Annotated in this window: 14 protein-coding genes and 1 pseudogene; 7 read left to right on the top strand and 8 right to left on the bottom strand. The window is 32.6% G+C overall.

Annotation, left to right across the window (positions count from 1 at the left end; genetic code table 11):
* The first annotated feature begins 143 nt into the window (after nucleotides 1-143).
* Genes buk through AC2LE6_RS02575 form a run of 3 tightly spaced genes read left to right on the top strand, consistent with a single transcriptional unit; the run spans nucleotide 144 to nucleotide 3774 of the window.
* Entirely contained in the window at nucleotides 144-1214 is a 1071-nt protein-coding gene (gene buk / locus AC2LE6_RS02585) for a butyrate kinase (RefSeq protein ID WP_484477681.1), read from the top strand.
* Between the two features lie 8 nt (nucleotides 1215-1222).
* On the top strand, nucleotides 1223-2125 hold the full coding sequence (locus AC2LE6_RS02580) for a bifunctional enoyl-CoA hydratase/phosphate acetyltransferase (RefSeq protein ID WP_484477680.1): 903 nt from the start codon (nucleotides 1223-1225) through the stop codon (nucleotides 2123-2125).
* A gap of 11 nt (nucleotides 2126-2136) precedes the next feature.
* On the top strand, nucleotides 2137-3774 hold the full coding sequence (locus AC2LE6_RS02575; protein ID WP_484477679.1) for a phosphoenolpyruvate carboxykinase (ATP): 1638 nt from the start codon (nucleotides 2137-2139) through the stop codon (nucleotides 3772-3774).
* Nucleotides 3775-3778: 4 nt separating this feature from the next.
* Here the strand turns inward: AC2LE6_RS02575 and AC2LE6_RS02570 are convergent, their stop codons facing one another.
* Nucleotides 3779-4993, bottom strand: coding sequence for an MFS transporter (locus AC2LE6_RS02570; RefSeq protein WP_484477678.1), 1215 nt, complete (start codon nucleotides 4991-4993; stop codon nucleotides 3779-3781).
* A 47-nt stretch (nucleotides 4994-5040) separates the two neighbouring features.
* Nucleotides 5041-6042: a hypothetical protein gene (locus AC2LE6_RS02565; RefSeq protein ID WP_484477677.1), complete on the bottom strand. Its 1002-nt coding sequence runs from the start codon at nucleotides 6040-6042 to the stop codon at nucleotides 5041-5043.
* Between the two features lie 151 nt (nucleotides 6043-6193).
* Between AC2LE6_RS02565 and AC2LE6_RS02560 the strand changes: the two genes are divergently transcribed.
* Nucleotides 6194-7426 carry a pyridoxal phosphate-dependent aminotransferase gene (locus AC2LE6_RS02560; protein ID WP_484477676.1) on the top strand — a complete coding sequence of 411 codons (1233 nt, stop codon included), beginning with the start codon at nucleotides 6194-6196 and terminating at the stop codon, nucleotides 7424-7426.
* A gap of 51 nt (nucleotides 7427-7477) precedes the next feature.
* On the opposite strand, the gene AC2LE6_RS02555 is transcribed toward AC2LE6_RS02560, so the two are convergent.
* The 5 genes and pseudogenes from AC2LE6_RS02555 to AC2LE6_RS02535 form a co-directional block, all read right to left on the bottom strand.
* Complete coding sequence (locus tag AC2LE6_RS02555) at nucleotides 7478-8467, bottom strand: branched-chain amino acid aminotransferase (RefSeq protein ID WP_484477675.1); 990 nt, start codon at nucleotides 8465-8467, stop codon at nucleotides 7478-7480.
* Between the two features lie 17 nt (nucleotides 8468-8484).
* Complete coding sequence (gene gdhA, locus AC2LE6_RS02550) at nucleotides 8485-9843, bottom strand: NADP-specific glutamate dehydrogenase (RefSeq protein ID WP_484477682.1); 1359 nt, start codon at nucleotides 9841-9843, stop codon at nucleotides 8485-8487.
* Between the two features lie 306 nt (nucleotides 9844-10149).
* Nucleotides 10150-11109, bottom strand: a pseudogene (locus tag AC2LE6_RS02545) (DUF1015 domain-containing protein); the annotation flags it as partial.
* Between the two features lie 13 nt (nucleotides 11110-11122).
* Nucleotides 11123-12034, bottom strand: coding sequence for a D-2-hydroxyacid dehydrogenase (locus AC2LE6_RS02540; RefSeq protein WP_484477674.1), 912 nt, complete (start codon nucleotides 12032-12034; stop codon nucleotides 11123-11125).
* A gap of 9 nt (nucleotides 12035-12043) precedes the next feature.
* On the bottom strand, nucleotides 12044-13114 hold the full coding sequence (locus AC2LE6_RS02535) for a pyridoxal-phosphate-dependent aminotransferase family protein (protein WP_484477673.1): 1071 nt from the start codon (nucleotides 13112-13114) through the stop codon (nucleotides 12044-12046).
* A gap of 333 nt (nucleotides 13115-13447) precedes the next feature.
* Here AC2LE6_RS02535 and AC2LE6_RS02530 point away from each other — a divergent pair, with 333 nt between their 5' ends.
* The 3 genes from AC2LE6_RS02530 to AC2LE6_RS02520 are packed head-to-tail and all read left to right on the top strand — an operon-like array spanning nucleotide 13448 to nucleotide 16128.
* A complete protein-coding gene (locus tag AC2LE6_RS02530) occupies nucleotides 13448-14635 on the top strand; it encodes a pyridoxal phosphate-dependent aminotransferase (protein ID WP_484477672.1) in 1188 nt (395 codons plus the stop codon).
* A 42-nt stretch (nucleotides 14636-14677) separates the two neighbouring features.
* A complete protein-coding gene (locus AC2LE6_RS02525) occupies nucleotides 14678-15616 on the top strand; it encodes a dipeptidase (protein WP_484477671.1) in 939 nt (312 codons plus the stop codon).
* Between the two features lie 8 nt (nucleotides 15617-15624).
* Complete coding sequence (locus AC2LE6_RS02520) at nucleotides 15625-16128, top strand: gamma carbonic anhydrase family protein (protein WP_484477670.1); 504 nt, start codon at nucleotides 15625-15627, stop codon at nucleotides 16126-16128.
* A gap of 7 nt (nucleotides 16129-16135) precedes the next feature.
* Here the strand turns inward: AC2LE6_RS02520 and AC2LE6_RS02515 are convergent, their stop codons facing one another.
* On the bottom strand, nucleotides 16136-16801 hold the full coding sequence (locus tag AC2LE6_RS02515; RefSeq protein ID WP_484477669.1) for a YczE/YyaS/YitT family protein: 666 nt from the start codon (nucleotides 16799-16801) through the stop codon (nucleotides 16136-16138).
* Between the last annotated feature and the right edge of the window lie 82 nt (nucleotides 16802-16883).

The raw sequence follows: 16883 nt of genomic DNA, 5'->3' as shown, positions 1-16883 counted from the left end.
ATATGACCCCTTTGATAAAAACGCAGTAAAAACATATGCAAAACGGCTAATTTTAGCCCTTCAAAAAAAGTTGAAATAACGGTTGTCATGAAAACGCTACCATGTTATAATGAATTCGTAATTTTTTACATTAGGAGGAAACAATGAAATACACTATTTTAGCAATAAATCCCGGTAGTACGTCTACCAAAATCGCAGTATATGAGAATGAGGAATTAACATTCAAAAAAAGCATTAGACATAACACAGAAAAAATCAATTCATTTGAGACGATATTCGACCAATATGAATTTAGAAAAGACGCTGTACTAAATACACTAATTAAAGAAAAAATTGAATTGAAATCATTTGATGCAATTGTTGGTCGTGGAGGTATGTTAAAGCCAATTGAAGGTGGTACATACTTAGTAAACGATGCAATGATTGAATATGTTAAAGAAGCTCCAAGAGGAGAACATGCATCAAATCTTGGTTGTGTAATTGCAAAAGAACTAGCTGATTCAATCAATAAACCAGCATTCATTGTTGATCCTGTCGCAGTTGATGAAATGGATGAAATCGCTAGATTTACTGGAATGCCTGATATAAAACGTCAAAGTTTATTCCATGCATTAAACCAAAAAGCAATCGCCTTAAAAGCTGCAAAAGACCTAAACAAAGACTATACAGATTTAAACTTAATCGTTGTTCACCTTGGTGGGGGAATCAGCGTAGGTATGCATCAAAAAGGTAGAGTAATAGATGTTAACAATGCACTTGATGGTGACGGACCAATGTCTCCTGAACGTAGTGGTGGAGTACCTATTGGACCACTATACAAAATGGCATTAAGTGGTGAATATACTTTAAAAGAAATCAAGAAAATGAACTATGGTAACGGAGGTATGGTTGCATATCTAGGTACCAACGATGGTTTTGAAATAGAGAAACGTATAAATGAAGGTGATGATTTCGCTAAATTTATATTAGAAGTAATGTGTTATCAAATTTCAAAAGAAATTGGATCAGGTGCTACTGTTTTGAAAGGTGATGTTGATGCAATCATTATCACTGGTGGTTTAGCATATGATAAAATGATTATAGACATTATTAAAGAACGTGTTTCATTTATTAGTAATGTTCTTGTTTATCCTGGTGAGGACGAAATGGAAGCTTTAGCATATGGTGGATTACGTGTATTAAGAAAAATTGAAACATCAAAAGAATATAAGTAGGTGAGATTATGATAAAAACGATACAAGAACTTGTAGAAAAAGCAAAAAGCATTGAAACAAAAACTCTTGTTGTAGCCTGTGCTGCAGATGAGCATGTATTAGAAGCAGTTGAATTAGCAAGAAAAGAAGATATTATTCATGGAATTTTAGTTGGGGACGAGAAAAAGATTATTGAAATATTAAATAATCATTCGTTCAACCCAGATAATTATCAAATAATCAATGAATTAGATAAAACAGAAGCTTGTTTGATTGCTGTTAAATTAGTTTCATCAAATGAATCATATTTCTTGATGAAAGGTTTAGTTGATACTTCAATAATACTAAAAGCTGCATTAAACAAGGAATTTGGTTTAAGAACAAACAATAGAATCTCACACTGTAGTGTAATGGAAGTTCCAACGCATCATAAACTTTTGTTTATGACAGATGGAGCTATGAATATTGCTCCTACTGTTGATGAAAAGAGACAAATTATAGAGAACTCAGTACACATTGCAAAAGCACTTGGTAATGAAAAACCATATGTTGGAATTATTGGTGCAGTGGAAAAGGTCAATCCAAAAATGGAAGCAACATTAGATGCTGCAGAACTGATTAAACTTAATGATGAAGGAATCATCAAAGATTGCATAGTAGCAGGTCCATTTGCAATAGATAACGCAATCAATAAAGAAGCAGCACATCATAAAGGGATCACACATGAAGCAGCGGGGAATGTAGATATTCTAGTAATGCCTAGAATCGAAGCTGGAAATGTATTTTATAAGACAATGATGTTTTTAGCCAATGCGAAAAGCGCAAGCGTAATCGCAGGAGCTAAAAAACCTATAGTATTAACAAGTAGAGCAGACTCAACTGAAAGTAAATTCTACTCAATTGCACTTAGTGCACTTGTAGCTAATTTATAGAGGGTAAAGATATGTCAACAAGATCAAAATTAACTAGAGACCAAATCGGTCAAGGTAATCCACACCTTTTTAACAAGGTCAGAACGACTATAGAAACTGCATATTATCGTAACAATGTGCAAACTGTATCAACATTAGCTCAAGCATATGAACTTGCTTTAAACGCGCCGGGAACTACTGTTTCAGACCTACCTATTCATCGAGCAAAAGAACTTGGTTTACAAGAAGATGCCAAAGTATTAATGTTTAATGATGGTATTATTACTGGTCGACAAGCTAAAGCACGTAAGCTAATCAATAAGTCGAATATTGCTAAATATACGAATGTATTAAGAGATGTAATATTTGATTCAAGAAAAAAGAAAATGTATCATGGTATTGCATATGTTGGATTACATGAAGATTTTATGGTAAAAGCACATTTATTAATACCAGAAGGATATGAGAATACGCTATATTCTTGGATGTTGAATTTCCAAAGTCCTAATTTCGAAATGAATCGTATGTATAACAATTCTAACGAGATAAATGAAGGAGACATTTTCTTATATAGTGATCCAGATGAACAAGCATTAGATTTCAGTGAAGGATTAAGTCTATTTGATCACCAACATAACGTTGCTGCACTTATAGGATTACGATACTTCGGAGAGCATAAGAAAGCAACATTAACTATGGCTTGGTCAATTGCATCTAGAAATGGATATACTGCCTGCCATGGTGGACAAAAACGATTTAACTTGGAAAATGATAAAACATATATTGCTGGAGTGTTTGGACTATCCGGAAGTGGTAAATCAACAATCACACACTCAAAACACGGTGGTAAATATGATATAACGGTACTTCATGACGACGCATTTATCATTAATAATGAAAATGGATCAAGTATAAGTTTAGAACCATCATACTTTGACAAAGTTCAAGACTACCCAACATCAAGTCCAGATAACAAGTATTTACTAACTATGCAAAATGTTGGAGCAACAATAGATAATGATGGATTAATCGTACCAATCACAGAAGATATTAGAAATGGGAATGGACGTGCACTTAAATCCAAATTTTGGACTCCACGCAGAGCATACAAGTTTGATAACAAAATTAACTCGATCTTTTGGATAATGAAGGATGACTCTTTACCTCCAATCATAAAAGTTAATTCAAGTGTTCTTGGTTCTACTCTTGGTGCAACACTAGCTACAAAAAGATCAAGTGCTGAACATGGTGCTGTTGTAAATAGATTGGTTATCGAACCATATGCAAATCCATTTAGATTATATCCACTAAAAAATGATTATACAAAATTCAAAGATTTATTTGAAAATACTGGAGTTGATTGCTATGTTATTAACACTGGATATTTCCTAAACAAGAATATAACTCCAAAAATTACATTGGGAATCATCGAAAGTATTGTAGAAAATGATTTAGAGTTTCATCCTTTAAATGGTATTGAAGATATCTCGTTTGCAGATATAGAGAACTACAATCCGGATTTCACAGATACGAAATATAAAGAATTATTTATATCTAGACTTGAGTCAAGAGTTGAATTTATTGATAACTTATTCAGTCAGGATATATTACCATCAGAAGCAAGAAAAAGTATTCTAAAAGTAATTGAAGAAATAAAAAATAGAGCTTAAAGCTCTATTTTTTTGTTACCTTATACATAATCAAACTGAGAAGTGCTACTATTATAAATACATAACTGAATCCATAATGGTCAAATATAAAACCGAGTACCGGTGCAAATATTATAACAACTATACTGGTTAATTGTGATTCTACACTTAAGACACTTGCCCTATAGTTCTTATCAGCGATATCTCCTATTTTTTCAACCATAATTGGCTTTCGTATATTTTGAATGATATACAGTGCTAGAAACATTAGTGTGATGTATATGTATTGATCCTCTAGAATAACTATGAATGCACTCACAATAAATAACATAATCCAAAAGAATGGTAATGATCTATTATAGTTATCTCCTTTAAATCTATGTGCATTCTTTGATGCATATGAAGATACAAAATATATTACAGCATACACTATACCTATAACTACTTTATTATTGGTTTCTTCATCCTGGCTAGTAATTAATACAACACCCACTAGTAGAGGGAACAAAATAACTTGAATATAATCTTTTACAGTTTTAAATATACCGTTATAAAGAGACGAATCTATAAGTGTCCCTCTTAATTTCATATCTTTTTTTAATATTAAAAGTAAACCAATAGTACCGTTATAAAACTCTCTAAATGTAAATTTATGATTCTTAGTAAAATTTAAGTAACCTGGGTATGAAAATATCAAGAACATGTCTATTATATAAGGAATAATAGCGATCAGGAATAAAATATTATACTCTTTAATGTAGATAATTAGCACAACTGATAGTAGACTTGATATACTTGAACCAATTAATGAATACGATCTAGTTTTCCCATATATAACACTCTTATTCGTTGTAATATTATGGTATTCCATGAAATCTATAATTATAGCCTTATGTGTTCCAGTTCTGAATGCTTCACCAAATCCAAATACAATAAATGCTAGTATAAAAATCAATATACTTCCACCAAGAAAGAACAAAACAAATGAGCATATATAGAATAAGAACGATGCAATTAACTCAGTTTTCTTACCGTACTGGTCAGCGATAATTCCAGACGGAATTTCAAATATATACACAATCGCTTCGCGAATAGCAAACAAAACTCCAATCATTCCAAATGAAATGTCGTTTTCTATAAGATATAGTAAAAGGAATGGATCAAAGAATCTTAAATTCTTTAACAACCCATACATGTTAAATTTCATTAATTGTTGTTTTATATGTGTTTCAGTATTCATAACATCACCTACTTAATTATAGCAAAAAAAAGAGAAGTAATATATCATTACTTCTCAGAATTCCATCCTATAATAACTTCCTTGTATTTGATGGCGATTTTAACATTACCTAAACCAGCTTTACATACTAATTTTACTACATTCTTTTCGTACTTCCAATCATCAACAACACTATTCGTTAACTCATCAATCAAGTTTTGAGAAGTAACGTCAAAATCATTGTAAGGTGCTGCTCTCTCATTTGAATCCCTGACTGCAAACTCTAAGATTAATGCATTCTCAAATACAAATATAGAATCATCGACTTCTAAATTATCAAAACCTGTGTTCTCTGGATGATCATGTTTTACAGTTAATGCACTACATAACAATTGTAAATGTGGTCCATCAAGAACAACTTCTCTTATTATTGCATTCCTTGGAATTATTTCATCTATAAATCCAGGTGTTAAATGCTCATACTTATTGTAAAGTGATGCTGTAACTTTCTCAGTTTCAGATTCCTTAACCTCTAAATCCTTAATCTTAATGCCATCTTCTTCAAAGACAATTTCAATCGGTCTAATCATATAGTCTTTTGCTTTGTCAAACGTTTTTCCTTTGGCTTCAAGAATATCTATCAATATCTCCATATAATCTTCGTATAACTCTTTTTTAAGTGCTATCAAAATATTATCTTGAATAATGTAGATTTCCTCTTTATCATTTCTGAATTTTGTTATACGATCATATTCAATAACTTTTAATTCAGTTCGTTCATCTCGTTTGATGATCATTGATTTTGTTAAAATTAGCGCTTCGTACGGATTGTCTGTTCTTGTAGCTAGAGGGTATAATACCAACAGAGTTAGTGCTACATATACAAATAATCCATTGATTCCAAGTTCGATTCCTGTAAACAAGTCAATCAAGTATATTGAGAAAATAACTCCAAAAACAATATACATGTATTTGGCATATTTATTCTTGTTATAATTGGGTATTATCAACTTATGCTCTTCTAGAGTAATATCCTTTTTTATTAACATCATTGTAATTTTCTTTAACATATAATCACCTCATATAATAAATATAACATATTTATATAATTTTTAAAAAGCAAACAGTCAAAAAAGTTTTTATTTAACACTTTAATGTGGTATTTATTTTCTAAAATGTTATAATTATATTGATAAAAACAATACATTTCGAGGTGAAAACATGAATTCATTTTTAAACAAACTAAGTGATGGAAAAGTTATGGTAGACAAAGTTTTCAAAGCTGCTATAAAGGCAAAAGAGGCAAAAGAAGTCTATGGTGATGAAGCAGTTGTAGATGCGACATTAGGAACATTATTCGATGAGAATGGTGTATTTGTAGCATTTGATTCTGTATGGGGACCATATGAAACAATAGACAAAATTCAAAAGGCAAAATATGCATCCTCTATTCAAGGAAACCTTGGATTCAGAGACGCTGTTTATCAGTGGTTATTTGGTGGATTGGATACAACTATTGATTGTGAGATTTTGGCAACACCTGGTGGTGCAGGAGCAATATCTTCTACTATCAAAAACATTCTTAACCCTGGAGAAACTATATTAAAACCATCTCAAGGATGGGGACCATATAAAACAATGGCAAACGAATTTGGTGTAGAGTTAGCTGATTATAACTTATTCAAAGGTGATGCATTTGATATTGAAGACTTTAAAGAGTCTTGTACTAAAGTAATGGAAGCACAAGGAAAAGTCCTAGCTATCTTGAATGACCCATGTCATAATCCTACGGGATACACAATGTCTTCAGACGAATGGGATCAAGTGCTAGAATTTGTGAATGAGTTATCATCTAAAGGACCCGTTGTTATACTTAATGACATTGCCTATGTTGATTTTAATACAAAAGGACACGAATGGAAAAAGCACTTCAAGAAATACAAAAACTTAAACGAGAATGTAATGATCGTCATTGCATTTAGTACATCAAAAACGATGACTGCTTATGGAGCAAGAGCTGGAGCAGCTGTTTGTATAACATCAAACATTGTAGAAAGACAAAAATTCATAAACGCAGGAATTTATAGCGCACGATCAATTTGGTCTACTGTTAATAATAGTGCAATGGAATTATTTAGTTTGGTAACACAAACAAAAGAGTTAAGAGATACCTATATGAAAGAAAAACAATTCTATGTAGACTTGATTCGTGATCGAGCTGCGATATTTGTGAAAGAAGCCAAGGAAGTTGGTTTAGACGTTTATCCATTTAGAGAAGGATTCTTTGTAACTATTAAAGTCTCTGACAATACAGAAAAAGAAGCTTTAAATGTTAGATTACAGAAAAACAATATATTCACTGTTGAAGTAGATGGTGGACTAAGAATAGCAATTTGCTCAGTACCTAAGAGGAAATTAGTAGGACTTGCAAAGAGAATAAAAGACATCGTATAGATGTCTTTTTTTTATATAAAAAAGGACTTATTTCTAAGTCCTTCTATATTGTTATAATACTTTATGCATCCATCCTTCAGGAGCTTCTATGTCACCATAGTAAATACCTAACAATGTATCATATAGTTTTTTGATTGTTGGTCCAACGTCTCCGTTACCAAATTGATGTTGTTTCCCTTTGTGAGTAATTGATTTTATTGGAGTAATAATTGCTGCTGTTCCACAAGCTCCTGCTTCTTTGAATTCATCAAGTCCTTCAATGAAACAATCACGTTCTTCAACTTTCATACCTAGCATATGTTCTGCGATATATAAAATACTTCTTTTAGTAATACTTGGTAAAATACTTGAAGATTTTGGTGTTACTACGACATTATCATTTGTTACAGCGAAAAAGTTTGCTGCTCCAACTTCATCTATTTTTGTGTGAGTAGATGGATCTAAATAAATAACTCCAGCATACCCAGCATCTTTGGCAATTTGTCTTGGATATAAACTAGCTGCATAGTTTCCAGCTACTTTAACTTGTCCAGTACCTTGAGCTGCTGCTCTATCAAAATCTGTTGTAACGAAGTCTAATGCTTCTAATCCACCTGCAAAATATGTTCCAACAGGAGCACAAAATACACTAAACATATATTCATCACTTGGCTTAACACCTAAGTTCATTCCATGTCCAATTACATAAGGACGTATATATAATGATTTACCCGTTCCATATTCTGGAATATCATCAATATTTGCCTCTACAACTTTAGTAATTCCATCATAGAATAATTCTTTACTTAATCTTGGTGCGACTATTCTGTCTAACCCTGCATTGATTCTTTCAAAATTTAAATCTGGTCTAAATAATTGGATACTACCATCTTTTGTGCGGTAAGCTTTTAATCCTTCAAACAATGCTTGGCCATAGTGAAACACATTTGATCCCTCATGAATCTTTACATATTTATCAGTTGTAAGTTCACCTAATTGCCACTTACCTTCTTGTGTCCATGCACGATATCTAAACTCTGTTTCTTTTAAAGCGTAACCCATGGTTAGCCTCCTCTATATTAATACTTACCTTGTGCAATCATTGCATCTGCTACTTTTGTGAATCCTGCAATGTTCGCTCCTGCGATTAAGTCATACCCAAATCCGTAACGTTGAGATGCTCTCACACAACTGTTGTAAATATTTTTCATAATACTACGAAGTTTTTCATCTACTTCTTCACTAGTCCAACTAATTCTCATTGAGTTTTGAGCCATTTCTAATGCACTTGTAGCAACTCCACCTGCATTTGCAGCCTTACCAGGACCAATAACAACTCCTGCTTTTTGTAATAATGCAACTGCTTCATTTGTAGTTGGCATATTTGCACCTTCTACAATATATTTTACTCCATTTTTAATGATCATTTCCGCATCAACTGGATGGATTTCATTTTGTGTTGCACAAGGCATTACAATATCAACTTTTCTAACCCATGGTTTTTCACCAGGGAAAAATTCGCATCCGAATCTTTCTGCATAATCAGTAATTTTACCTTTTGTATTTGATCTCATTTCGATTAAGAAATCAATTTTCTCTTGGTTTACTACACCTTCAGGATCATATACATAACCTTCTGGCCCTGATAATGTAACTACTTTACCACCTAAGTCACGAACTTTCTTACAAACACCCCATGCAACATTACCAAATCCTGATACTGCTACTGTTTTGTTTTGGAAGTCAGTTTCATCATGACGTAACATTTGTAATGCGAAGTAAGTTGCTCCGTATCCTGTTGCTTCAGGACGAATTAAACTACCACCGTATGTTAAACCTTTACCAGTTAACACACCATTTTCAAATGCACCTTTGATTCTTCTATATTGTCCGTACATATAACCGATTTCTCTTCCACCAACACCGATGTCCCCTGCAGGTACATCTACGTCAGGTCCGATATGACGGTATAGTTCAGTCATAAAGCTTTCTGCGAAACGTCTAATTTCTTCATCTGATTTACCAAGTGGGCTAAAGTCAGATCCACCTTTTCCTCCACCAATTGGAAGTCCAGTTAAACTATTTTTAAAGATTTGCTCAAAACCTAAGAATTTAACAAGTCCTAAGTAAACAGTAGGGTGAAAACGAAGTCCACCTTTGTAAGGCCCGATAGCTCCATTGAATTGAACACGGAATCCTCTATTTACTTGAACGTTACCTTCATCATCAACCCAAGGTACTCTAAATTGAATTGCTCTTTCTGGTTCTACAATTCTTTCTAAAATATTATCTTCGATATATTCAGGGTGTTTCTCAAGTACTGGTCCTAAACTATGAAGAACTTCAGTAACGGCTTGAACGAATTCAGTTTGGTGTCCATCTTTTTTCTTAACAGTTTCTAATACTTGATCGATATATTCTTGTGTTTCATTTGTGATTGAACTATCACCTTGTTCGTAGTTGTAGCTATCAAATTTATGAACGAATAACCCTGATCTTAATTTAGGTTCAAACCAAGTAGATTTTGCAGGCATGATTAAACCAGCATCACTTACATCCATAATTTCTTTCATAGTTACTGGGAACATTGCGAATCCACAACCATCAATTTTATCTGTTTTATCTTGTAATCCTTTTAGTCCTCTGATTCCTCCAACGAAAGTAACACGAGAACTATCTCTTAAGTTTTTGATTCCTAAGATATCGTTTAATACACATTTCTCTAAAATTGCAGCATCGATATTATCTACGATAGTATCAGCTGTACATGTATCCTTTTTAAGAGATAATTTGTACCATACTTTATTTACATACATACCAAATGTTTTTGCTTCAGTTGGTTTGTATGGTGCTTTGTTTTCTTCGATATCAAATAATTTATGCATTTCTGCCCAGAAGTGATCTAAAGTGATTCCACCTAAATCATGAACGATTCTGTTGTAAGGCATAATGCTTAAGTTTGATTCTGGGAAGATAACGCTCATGAAAAAGTTGAATTCTTCTTCTCCAGTATAATTTGGGAATTTTGTTCTTCTTTGTAATGCTACTTTTGAAGCTGAAGCTGATCTATGATGACCATCAGCAATATATAAACTATCGATTGTTGCGAAACGTTCAGTAATTTCAGTACAAACTTTCTCATCTTCGATAACCCACATAATGTGCCCAACACCATCTTCAGTTGTGATATCTGAAACTGGTTCTTTTTGAGTCCACTCTTCTAGTATTTCGTTTAGTCTATCTTCATCACGATATGTTAAGAAAATAGGAGCTGTATTCGCATCACATGCATCGAAATGATCAACTCTATCTCTTTCTTTACGTAATAACGTCAATTCATGTTTTTTGATTACGTTATTCACATAATCATCAACACTTGTACATCCAACAAATCCAGTTTGTTCTCTTCCGTCCATTGTTTGGCGGTAGATATAGATTGATGGGTTCTCATCTTGTACTAAAATTCCGTCTTCTTCAAATACGCGTAAGTTTTTACGTGCTTTTTTGTATATTTTTTCGTCGTACTGATCAACGCTTGATGGATAATCAATTTCAGATCGTACAATATGTAGGAAACTATATGGATTTCCCTTTGCCATTTCTTTTGCTTCTTTACGGTCCATAACGTCGTATGGTAATGATGCTACTCTATCAACTAAGTCTTTTCTTGGTCTAAGAGCTCTAAACGGTCTAACTATAGCCATTTTGTGTATCCTCCTAAGATAACGTTTCTAAAATTACTTGTATTGTTTCTTCCCCAATACGAGCTTGTGCTTCTATTGTTGATGCACCGATATGTGGTGTTAAACTGATTAAATCGTGGCTGAATATTCTTTCATCCTTCGTTGGTTCTTCTTCGAATACATCCAACGCTGCCATTTTAACAATTCCACTATCTAATGCTTTTAGAAGTGCGTTCTCATTAACAACTCCACCACGAGCTGTATTAATAATAACCATATCTTTTTTCATTGAATTGAATGCTGCTTCATCTAAATAAGCACCAACAGATTTAATGAATGGGATATGTAAACTAATGATATCTGCTTGTTTTAAAAGTTCATCTTTACCAACGAATTTACATTCAGGCATTAAATCGCTTTTACCCATAATATCATCATAAATAACTGTCATACCTAGTGCCATTGCTTTTTTAGCAACAGATCTACTAATACGACCAAATCCAACAAGTCCTAAAGTCTTCCCACTTAATTCGAAACCTTTATATTGCTTTTTGTTCCAAAGTCCTTGTCTCATTGTTACGTTACTTATATATATATGTCTTGCAAGTGCAAACATATGTCCAATAGCTAATTCCGCAACTGCGTCACTACTACTATTTGGTGTGTTTCTAACGCTTATCCCTTTTTCTTTGGCATAAACATGATCGATATTATCAATCCCTACTCCAGCTCTAACAACAAGTTTTAATTGTTTTGTTTCTAATGCTTTATCAATTAAAGCTTCTCTAACTTTTGTAGCAGAACGAACAATAATACAATCTACTTCTTTGATCATTTTATCTAAGTCTTCACCTTGGTAATGATTTGTATCAACAGCATACCCTAATTCAATTAGTTTTAATTTTGCTGATTCATCAATACCGTCGTTGGCTAATATTTTATACATAGTAACCTCCTATAGATTCCAGATATTTTCGATTTCTTTTAATAATGCTAATAAATCTTCTTCTTTACGATCAGCCATATGTGCAATACGGAATGCTTTCTCTTTTAAATCTCCGTAACCATTACTAATCATATAACCTCTTGTAGCTAACTCTTTATTTAAACCAGCAATACTATTACCTTTTGTATTCATAATTGTTGTAACAGTATTACTTCTATAACCATCTTTTGCATATAGTTCAAAATGTTTAGTTGCCCAATCTCTAACGATATCAGCTAATTTTTCATGACGATCAAAACGATTGTCTAATCCTTCAACATTGATGATTTTATCTAATTGGTAATCTAATGCCCACATATGTGGTGTAGAAGGAGTTGTAGGATATTGGAAATCTTTTTTAACTCTCTTAACTACATTCATTAAATCTAAATAGAATCCTCTAGGTCCAATAGCTTCTGCTCTTGCAATTGCTTTATCGCTTATTGCTGCAACGCTTAATCCAGGAGGAAGTCCTAAACATTTTTGTGTTGACGTTAAACATAAATCAATTCCACATTTATCTACTTCAACTTTAGCTCCACCAAGAGAACTAACTGTATCTACTAAGTAAATTACATCAGGATACTTTTTAATAACTTCTCCAATTGCTTCAACTGGATTCATTAATCCACTACTAGTTTCATTATGAGTAACTGTTACTACATCATACTCACCAGTTTTTAATGCTTCTTCAACCATTTCAGGTGTAGTTGGCATTCCAGGTTCAGATTTGAATAAATCAGCTTCTAATCCGTTAGTAATTGCCATTTTGTACCATCTGTCTCCAAATGCACCAACACTAAATACTGCTGCTTTCTTTCCTGTTAAAGAACGAATAGCCATCTCCATAATTCCACTACCAGAGGTAGTTGATAAGATAATCGTATTTTTTGTGTACATTAATTGTTGTAATTTTAAAGAAATATTCTCTTGTAATTCACTCGCAGTTTTGCTTCTATGAGCGATTTGTGGAGTAGCCATTTTTTCTAATACATCTGCCTCAACATCCACAGGTCCAGGTATGAATAATTTTATATACATATTGATCTTCCTTTCTTACTTTTTTTCATCTTCATTATAACACATTTGAATTGTAACAATTCTATCTGTATAATACAAGCGTTTTCAGGGATTTTTTTTATTTTTTTTATTCCATATTATAAACGGCTTTAAATAGCCGTTTAAAAACCAATGAAACAACCACAAAACACAAAAATCAATGAAAATATTTTCATACACTTTTTAACAACAAAACTTTGCATATAAACTATATAAATTACTATGTTATAATTAAGTAAAACCTTAATAAATAATTATTGTAAAAAAAATATCTCAATGTTACAATAAAGTTAATTTTTTGAAGAGGAGAACATTATGAAACTATCACAAAGAGTATTGAACATGCAAGAAAGCCCCGTACGTAAGCTAGTACCTATCGCAACAAAAGTTAAAAAACAAGGTAAAAAAGTATTTCATTTAAATATCGGACAACCTGATATTAAAACTCCATCGGTATTTATGGATGCTATCAACAATTATGATACTTCTGTAATAAAGTATTCTTTTAGTCAAGGTGAACCAGTATTAATCAACGCTATTAGAGATTACTTCAAAAGAGACAATATCCATTTTGATGAGGATGAAATCCTAATCACAAATGGTGGTAGTGAAGCTTTAACATTCACTACAATTTCGATCTGTGATCCAGGAGATGAAATTCTAGTTCCTGAGCCTTTTTATACAAACTATAACGGGTTTACAGGTGGAGTAAACGTTTCAATCAAGCCAATAACAACTAAAGCTGAAGAAGGATTCCATCTACCAGCTAAAGAGGAAATAGTAAAACTAATTACACCAAAAACTAAAGCAATTCTATTTAGTAATCCAGGTAACCCAACCGGTACCATTTTAACAAGAGGTGAAATGGAAATGCTTGCAGATATCGCATTAGAAAATAACTTATATATTATAAGTGATGAAGTATATAGAGGATTTGCATTTGATGGTCTTGAAGGTATTTCAATGGGAAGCATTGAACGTGTTCAAGATAGAACAATCATTATCGAATCTGTTTCAAAAAGATATAGTGCATGTGGTGCTAGAATTGGTAGTATCGCTTCTAAAAACAAAGTATTAATTAAAAACATCTTAAAATTATGTCAAGCAAGATTATGTGTTGCTACATTAGAACAAATAGGTGCTGCTGCTCTTTATCAGTTACCTGATTCATATACAGATCAAGTAAAAGCTGAATATCAAGACAGAAGAGACATCGTTTATAAAACTCTTCAAGAAATTCCTGGTGTTGTTTGTGAAAAACCTACAGGTGCCTTTTACGTTGTAGTAAAACTTCCTGTTGAAGACGCCGAAGAATTTGTAATTTGGATGTTAGAAAACTTTGAAGTAGACGGACAAACAATTATGTTAGCTCCAGCTGAAGGATTCTATGCGACTCCTGGGCTTGGTAAAAATGAAGTACGTATCGCGTATGTCTTAAACACAAAAGACATGGAACACGCTATGAATATACTTAAAGCAGGACTAGAAGAATATACAAAATAACTGAAACATTTTTGTTTCAGTTTTATTTTAAAGGAGGATATTATGATATTTGATGCACATGGTGATATCTTGACAGACATCTGGCAAGAACACAAAAAAGGTAATAAAGATTCATTCAAGAAAAGACACCTAGATTTATACAACAAAGGTGGAGTAACTCACAGTATTTTTGTTAACTGGACGGATCCAAAAGACAAAGATAAAAATACGTTTGATGATATCTTTGAAGAAGCTATGATCGAAATGAACGATTCTGAAATATTCCAAATTTGCTACAATCATCATGATATGATTCAATCCTTAACAAAAGATAAGATTGGAGTCATTCTCGGAATTGAAGGATTAAAAAACTTGAAAGATATTAACCATTTAAATGAATTATATGACTTAGGTGTTAGACATGCATCTTTAACATGGAACGAAGCAAATAAATATGCTCATGGTTTAGATAATGACACACGTGGTTTAACAAAAAAAGGATTTGAACTTATATCTGAAATGGAACGTCTTGGTATGATTATTGATTTAGCACACACTAATAAATATACATTCAAAGACATTATAGAACATACAACCAAACCTGTTATTATATCTCACGGTAACACCAAAGAACTTTGTAACCACAGACGTAACTACACAGACAAACAACTGAAACAGTTAAAAGATAAAAACGGAGTTATCGGTATTTGTGCAATCCCACCGTTTGTTGGTGATGTACCAGAAAACCAAAATATAACGTATATGGCCAAACATATACAACATGTAAAAGATGTAATAGGTGTTGAACATGTAGGTCTCGGTTTTGATTTATGCTACTACTTAAATGAAGGGGTTACTAAAAACACTCTAGATGGATTAGAAACAATGGAAAATGCCAAAGATATTATCACAGAACTTAAAAAACTTGATTTCACAGACCAAGAAATAGAACTTGTAACTCACGGAAACTTCGAACGAGTTATCAAAGAAATATTAGGGTAGGTGATATCATGTTTCTAGAAGAACATAACGGTAACACTCCAATCATTAGTCCAAAAGCGAAAGTATTTCAAAACGCATGCATCAGTGGTGATGTAGAAGTGAAAGACTTCGTAAGTATTTGGTATAATGTGTCTATCCGTGGTGACATGGACAAAGTAACAATCGATGAATACACAAATATCCAGGATAACGCAGTTATTCATACAAACACAAACTTACCTACTCATATTGGTAAAAACGTTACTGTAGGTCATAATGCCATCATTCATGCATGTACTGTTGAAGATGATTGCTTAATTGGAATGGGTTCTATCCTATTAGATGGATGTATCATAAAAAAAGGTGCACTAGTTGGAGCTGGTTGTGTTGTTCCACCTGGTAAAACAGTTCCGGAAAATACATTAGTAGTTGGAAACCCAATGAAGATAATCAGAGAGCTAAAACCTCAAGAAATTGAAGCAATGAAAGTAAACAAAGATTACTATCTAAAACTAATGAGCGAATATAAATAAAAGGACACTATTTAGTGTCCTTTTCTAATATATATTGTGAAAAACTTCTCTGTACTGATTTCTTTGGATCAAACTTAAAATAACCAAAGAACATTTGAACAAGATACCCTGATATTAAAATTGTCAAGACAGTACCTAATCCGAATATACCACCTAACATAAATCCGATCACCAACACCGTAAACTCAATTGCTGGTTTAATATACTTCACATCAATCCCGGTTACTCTAGATAACCCAACAAATAACCCATCCCTTGGTCCAGGACCAAGACACGTGGATATATATAACGCTCTACCAAATGTCATCAACAAAACTCCAATGATCAAGAATACACCTCTAACAACTACAGTATCTGGTGCATACATTATCACATCTTTTGTAACATCTATTACAAAACCAACAAGTAAAATATTTAACAATGTTCCTGGTCCTACTTTGGTTTTTAACAACACTACACTAAACAACAAAACAACCAAACCTACCAATTGAATAACGACTCCAAATGAGAATGGTAACACATTACTTAATCCATCATGAAATATATTCCAAGAAGACAATCCAAGTCCAGATCTAATATTCAAAGTAATCCCTATACTCATAAGGACAAAGCCAACAATTAACCTACCCAGTTGATTCAAATCCTGATTTATTAATTCTTTATTTAAGTTCATATAATCACCTAACAAAAATTGTAACATATCATTTCAATAATTCAATATTTTTAAAGCAAACAACTACAATAAACCCAATAAA

This window comes from Candidatus Izemoplasma sp. (assembly GCF_982632705.1).
Note: the sequence above shows the minus strand (reverse complement) of the source record. Positions and strands in the feature narration are given on the sequence as shown.

Bases quoted from the DNA above. Each gene is read 5' to 3' on its own strand.
- AC2LE6_RS02555 (WP_484477675.1), bottom strand. From the start codon at position 8,467: ATGGGTTACGCTTTAAAAGAAACAGAGTTTAGATATCGTGCATGGACA.
- AC2LE6_RS02580 (WP_484477680.1), top strand. From the start codon at position 1,223: ATGATAAAAACGATACAAGAACTTGTAGAAAAAGCAAAAAGCATTGAA.
- AC2LE6_RS02540 (WP_484477674.1), bottom strand. From the start codon at position 12,034: ATGTATAAAATATTAGCCAACGACGGTATTGATGAATCAGCAAAATTA.
- AC2LE6_RS02560 (WP_484477676.1), top strand. From the start codon at position 6,194: ATGAATTCATTTTTAAACAAACTAAGTGATGGAAAAGTTATGGTAGAC.
- AC2LE6_RS02535 (WP_484477673.1), bottom strand. From the start codon at position 13,114: ATGTATATAAAATTATTCATACCTGGACCTGTGGATGTTGAGGCAGAT.
- AC2LE6_RS02520 (WP_484477670.1), top strand. From the start codon at position 15,625: ATGTTTCTAGAAGAACATAACGGTAACACTCCAATCATTAGTCCAAAA.
- AC2LE6_RS02565 (WP_484477677.1), bottom strand. From the start codon at position 6,042: ATGTTAAAGAAAATTACAATGATGTTAATAAAAAAGGATATTACTCTA.
- AC2LE6_RS02515 (WP_484477669.1), bottom strand. From the start codon at position 16,801: ATGAACTTAAATAAAGAATTAATAAATCAGGATTTGAATCAACTGGGT.
- AC2LE6_RS02525 (WP_484477671.1), top strand. From the start codon at position 14,678: ATGATATTTGATGCACATGGTGATATCTTGACAGACATCTGGCAAGAA.
- AC2LE6_RS02530 (WP_484477672.1), top strand. From the start codon at position 13,448: ATGAAACTATCACAAAGAGTATTGAACATGCAAGAAAGCCCCGTACGT.
- buk (WP_484477681.1), top strand. From the start codon at position 144: ATGAAATACACTATTTTAGCAATAAATCCCGGTAGTACGTCTACCAAA.
- AC2LE6_RS02570 (WP_484477678.1), bottom strand. From the start codon at position 4,993: ATGAATACTGAAACACATATAAAACAACAATTAATGAAATTTAACATG.
- AC2LE6_RS02575 (WP_484477679.1), top strand. From the start codon at position 2,137: ATGTCAACAAGATCAAAATTAACTAGAGACCAAATCGGTCAAGGTAAT.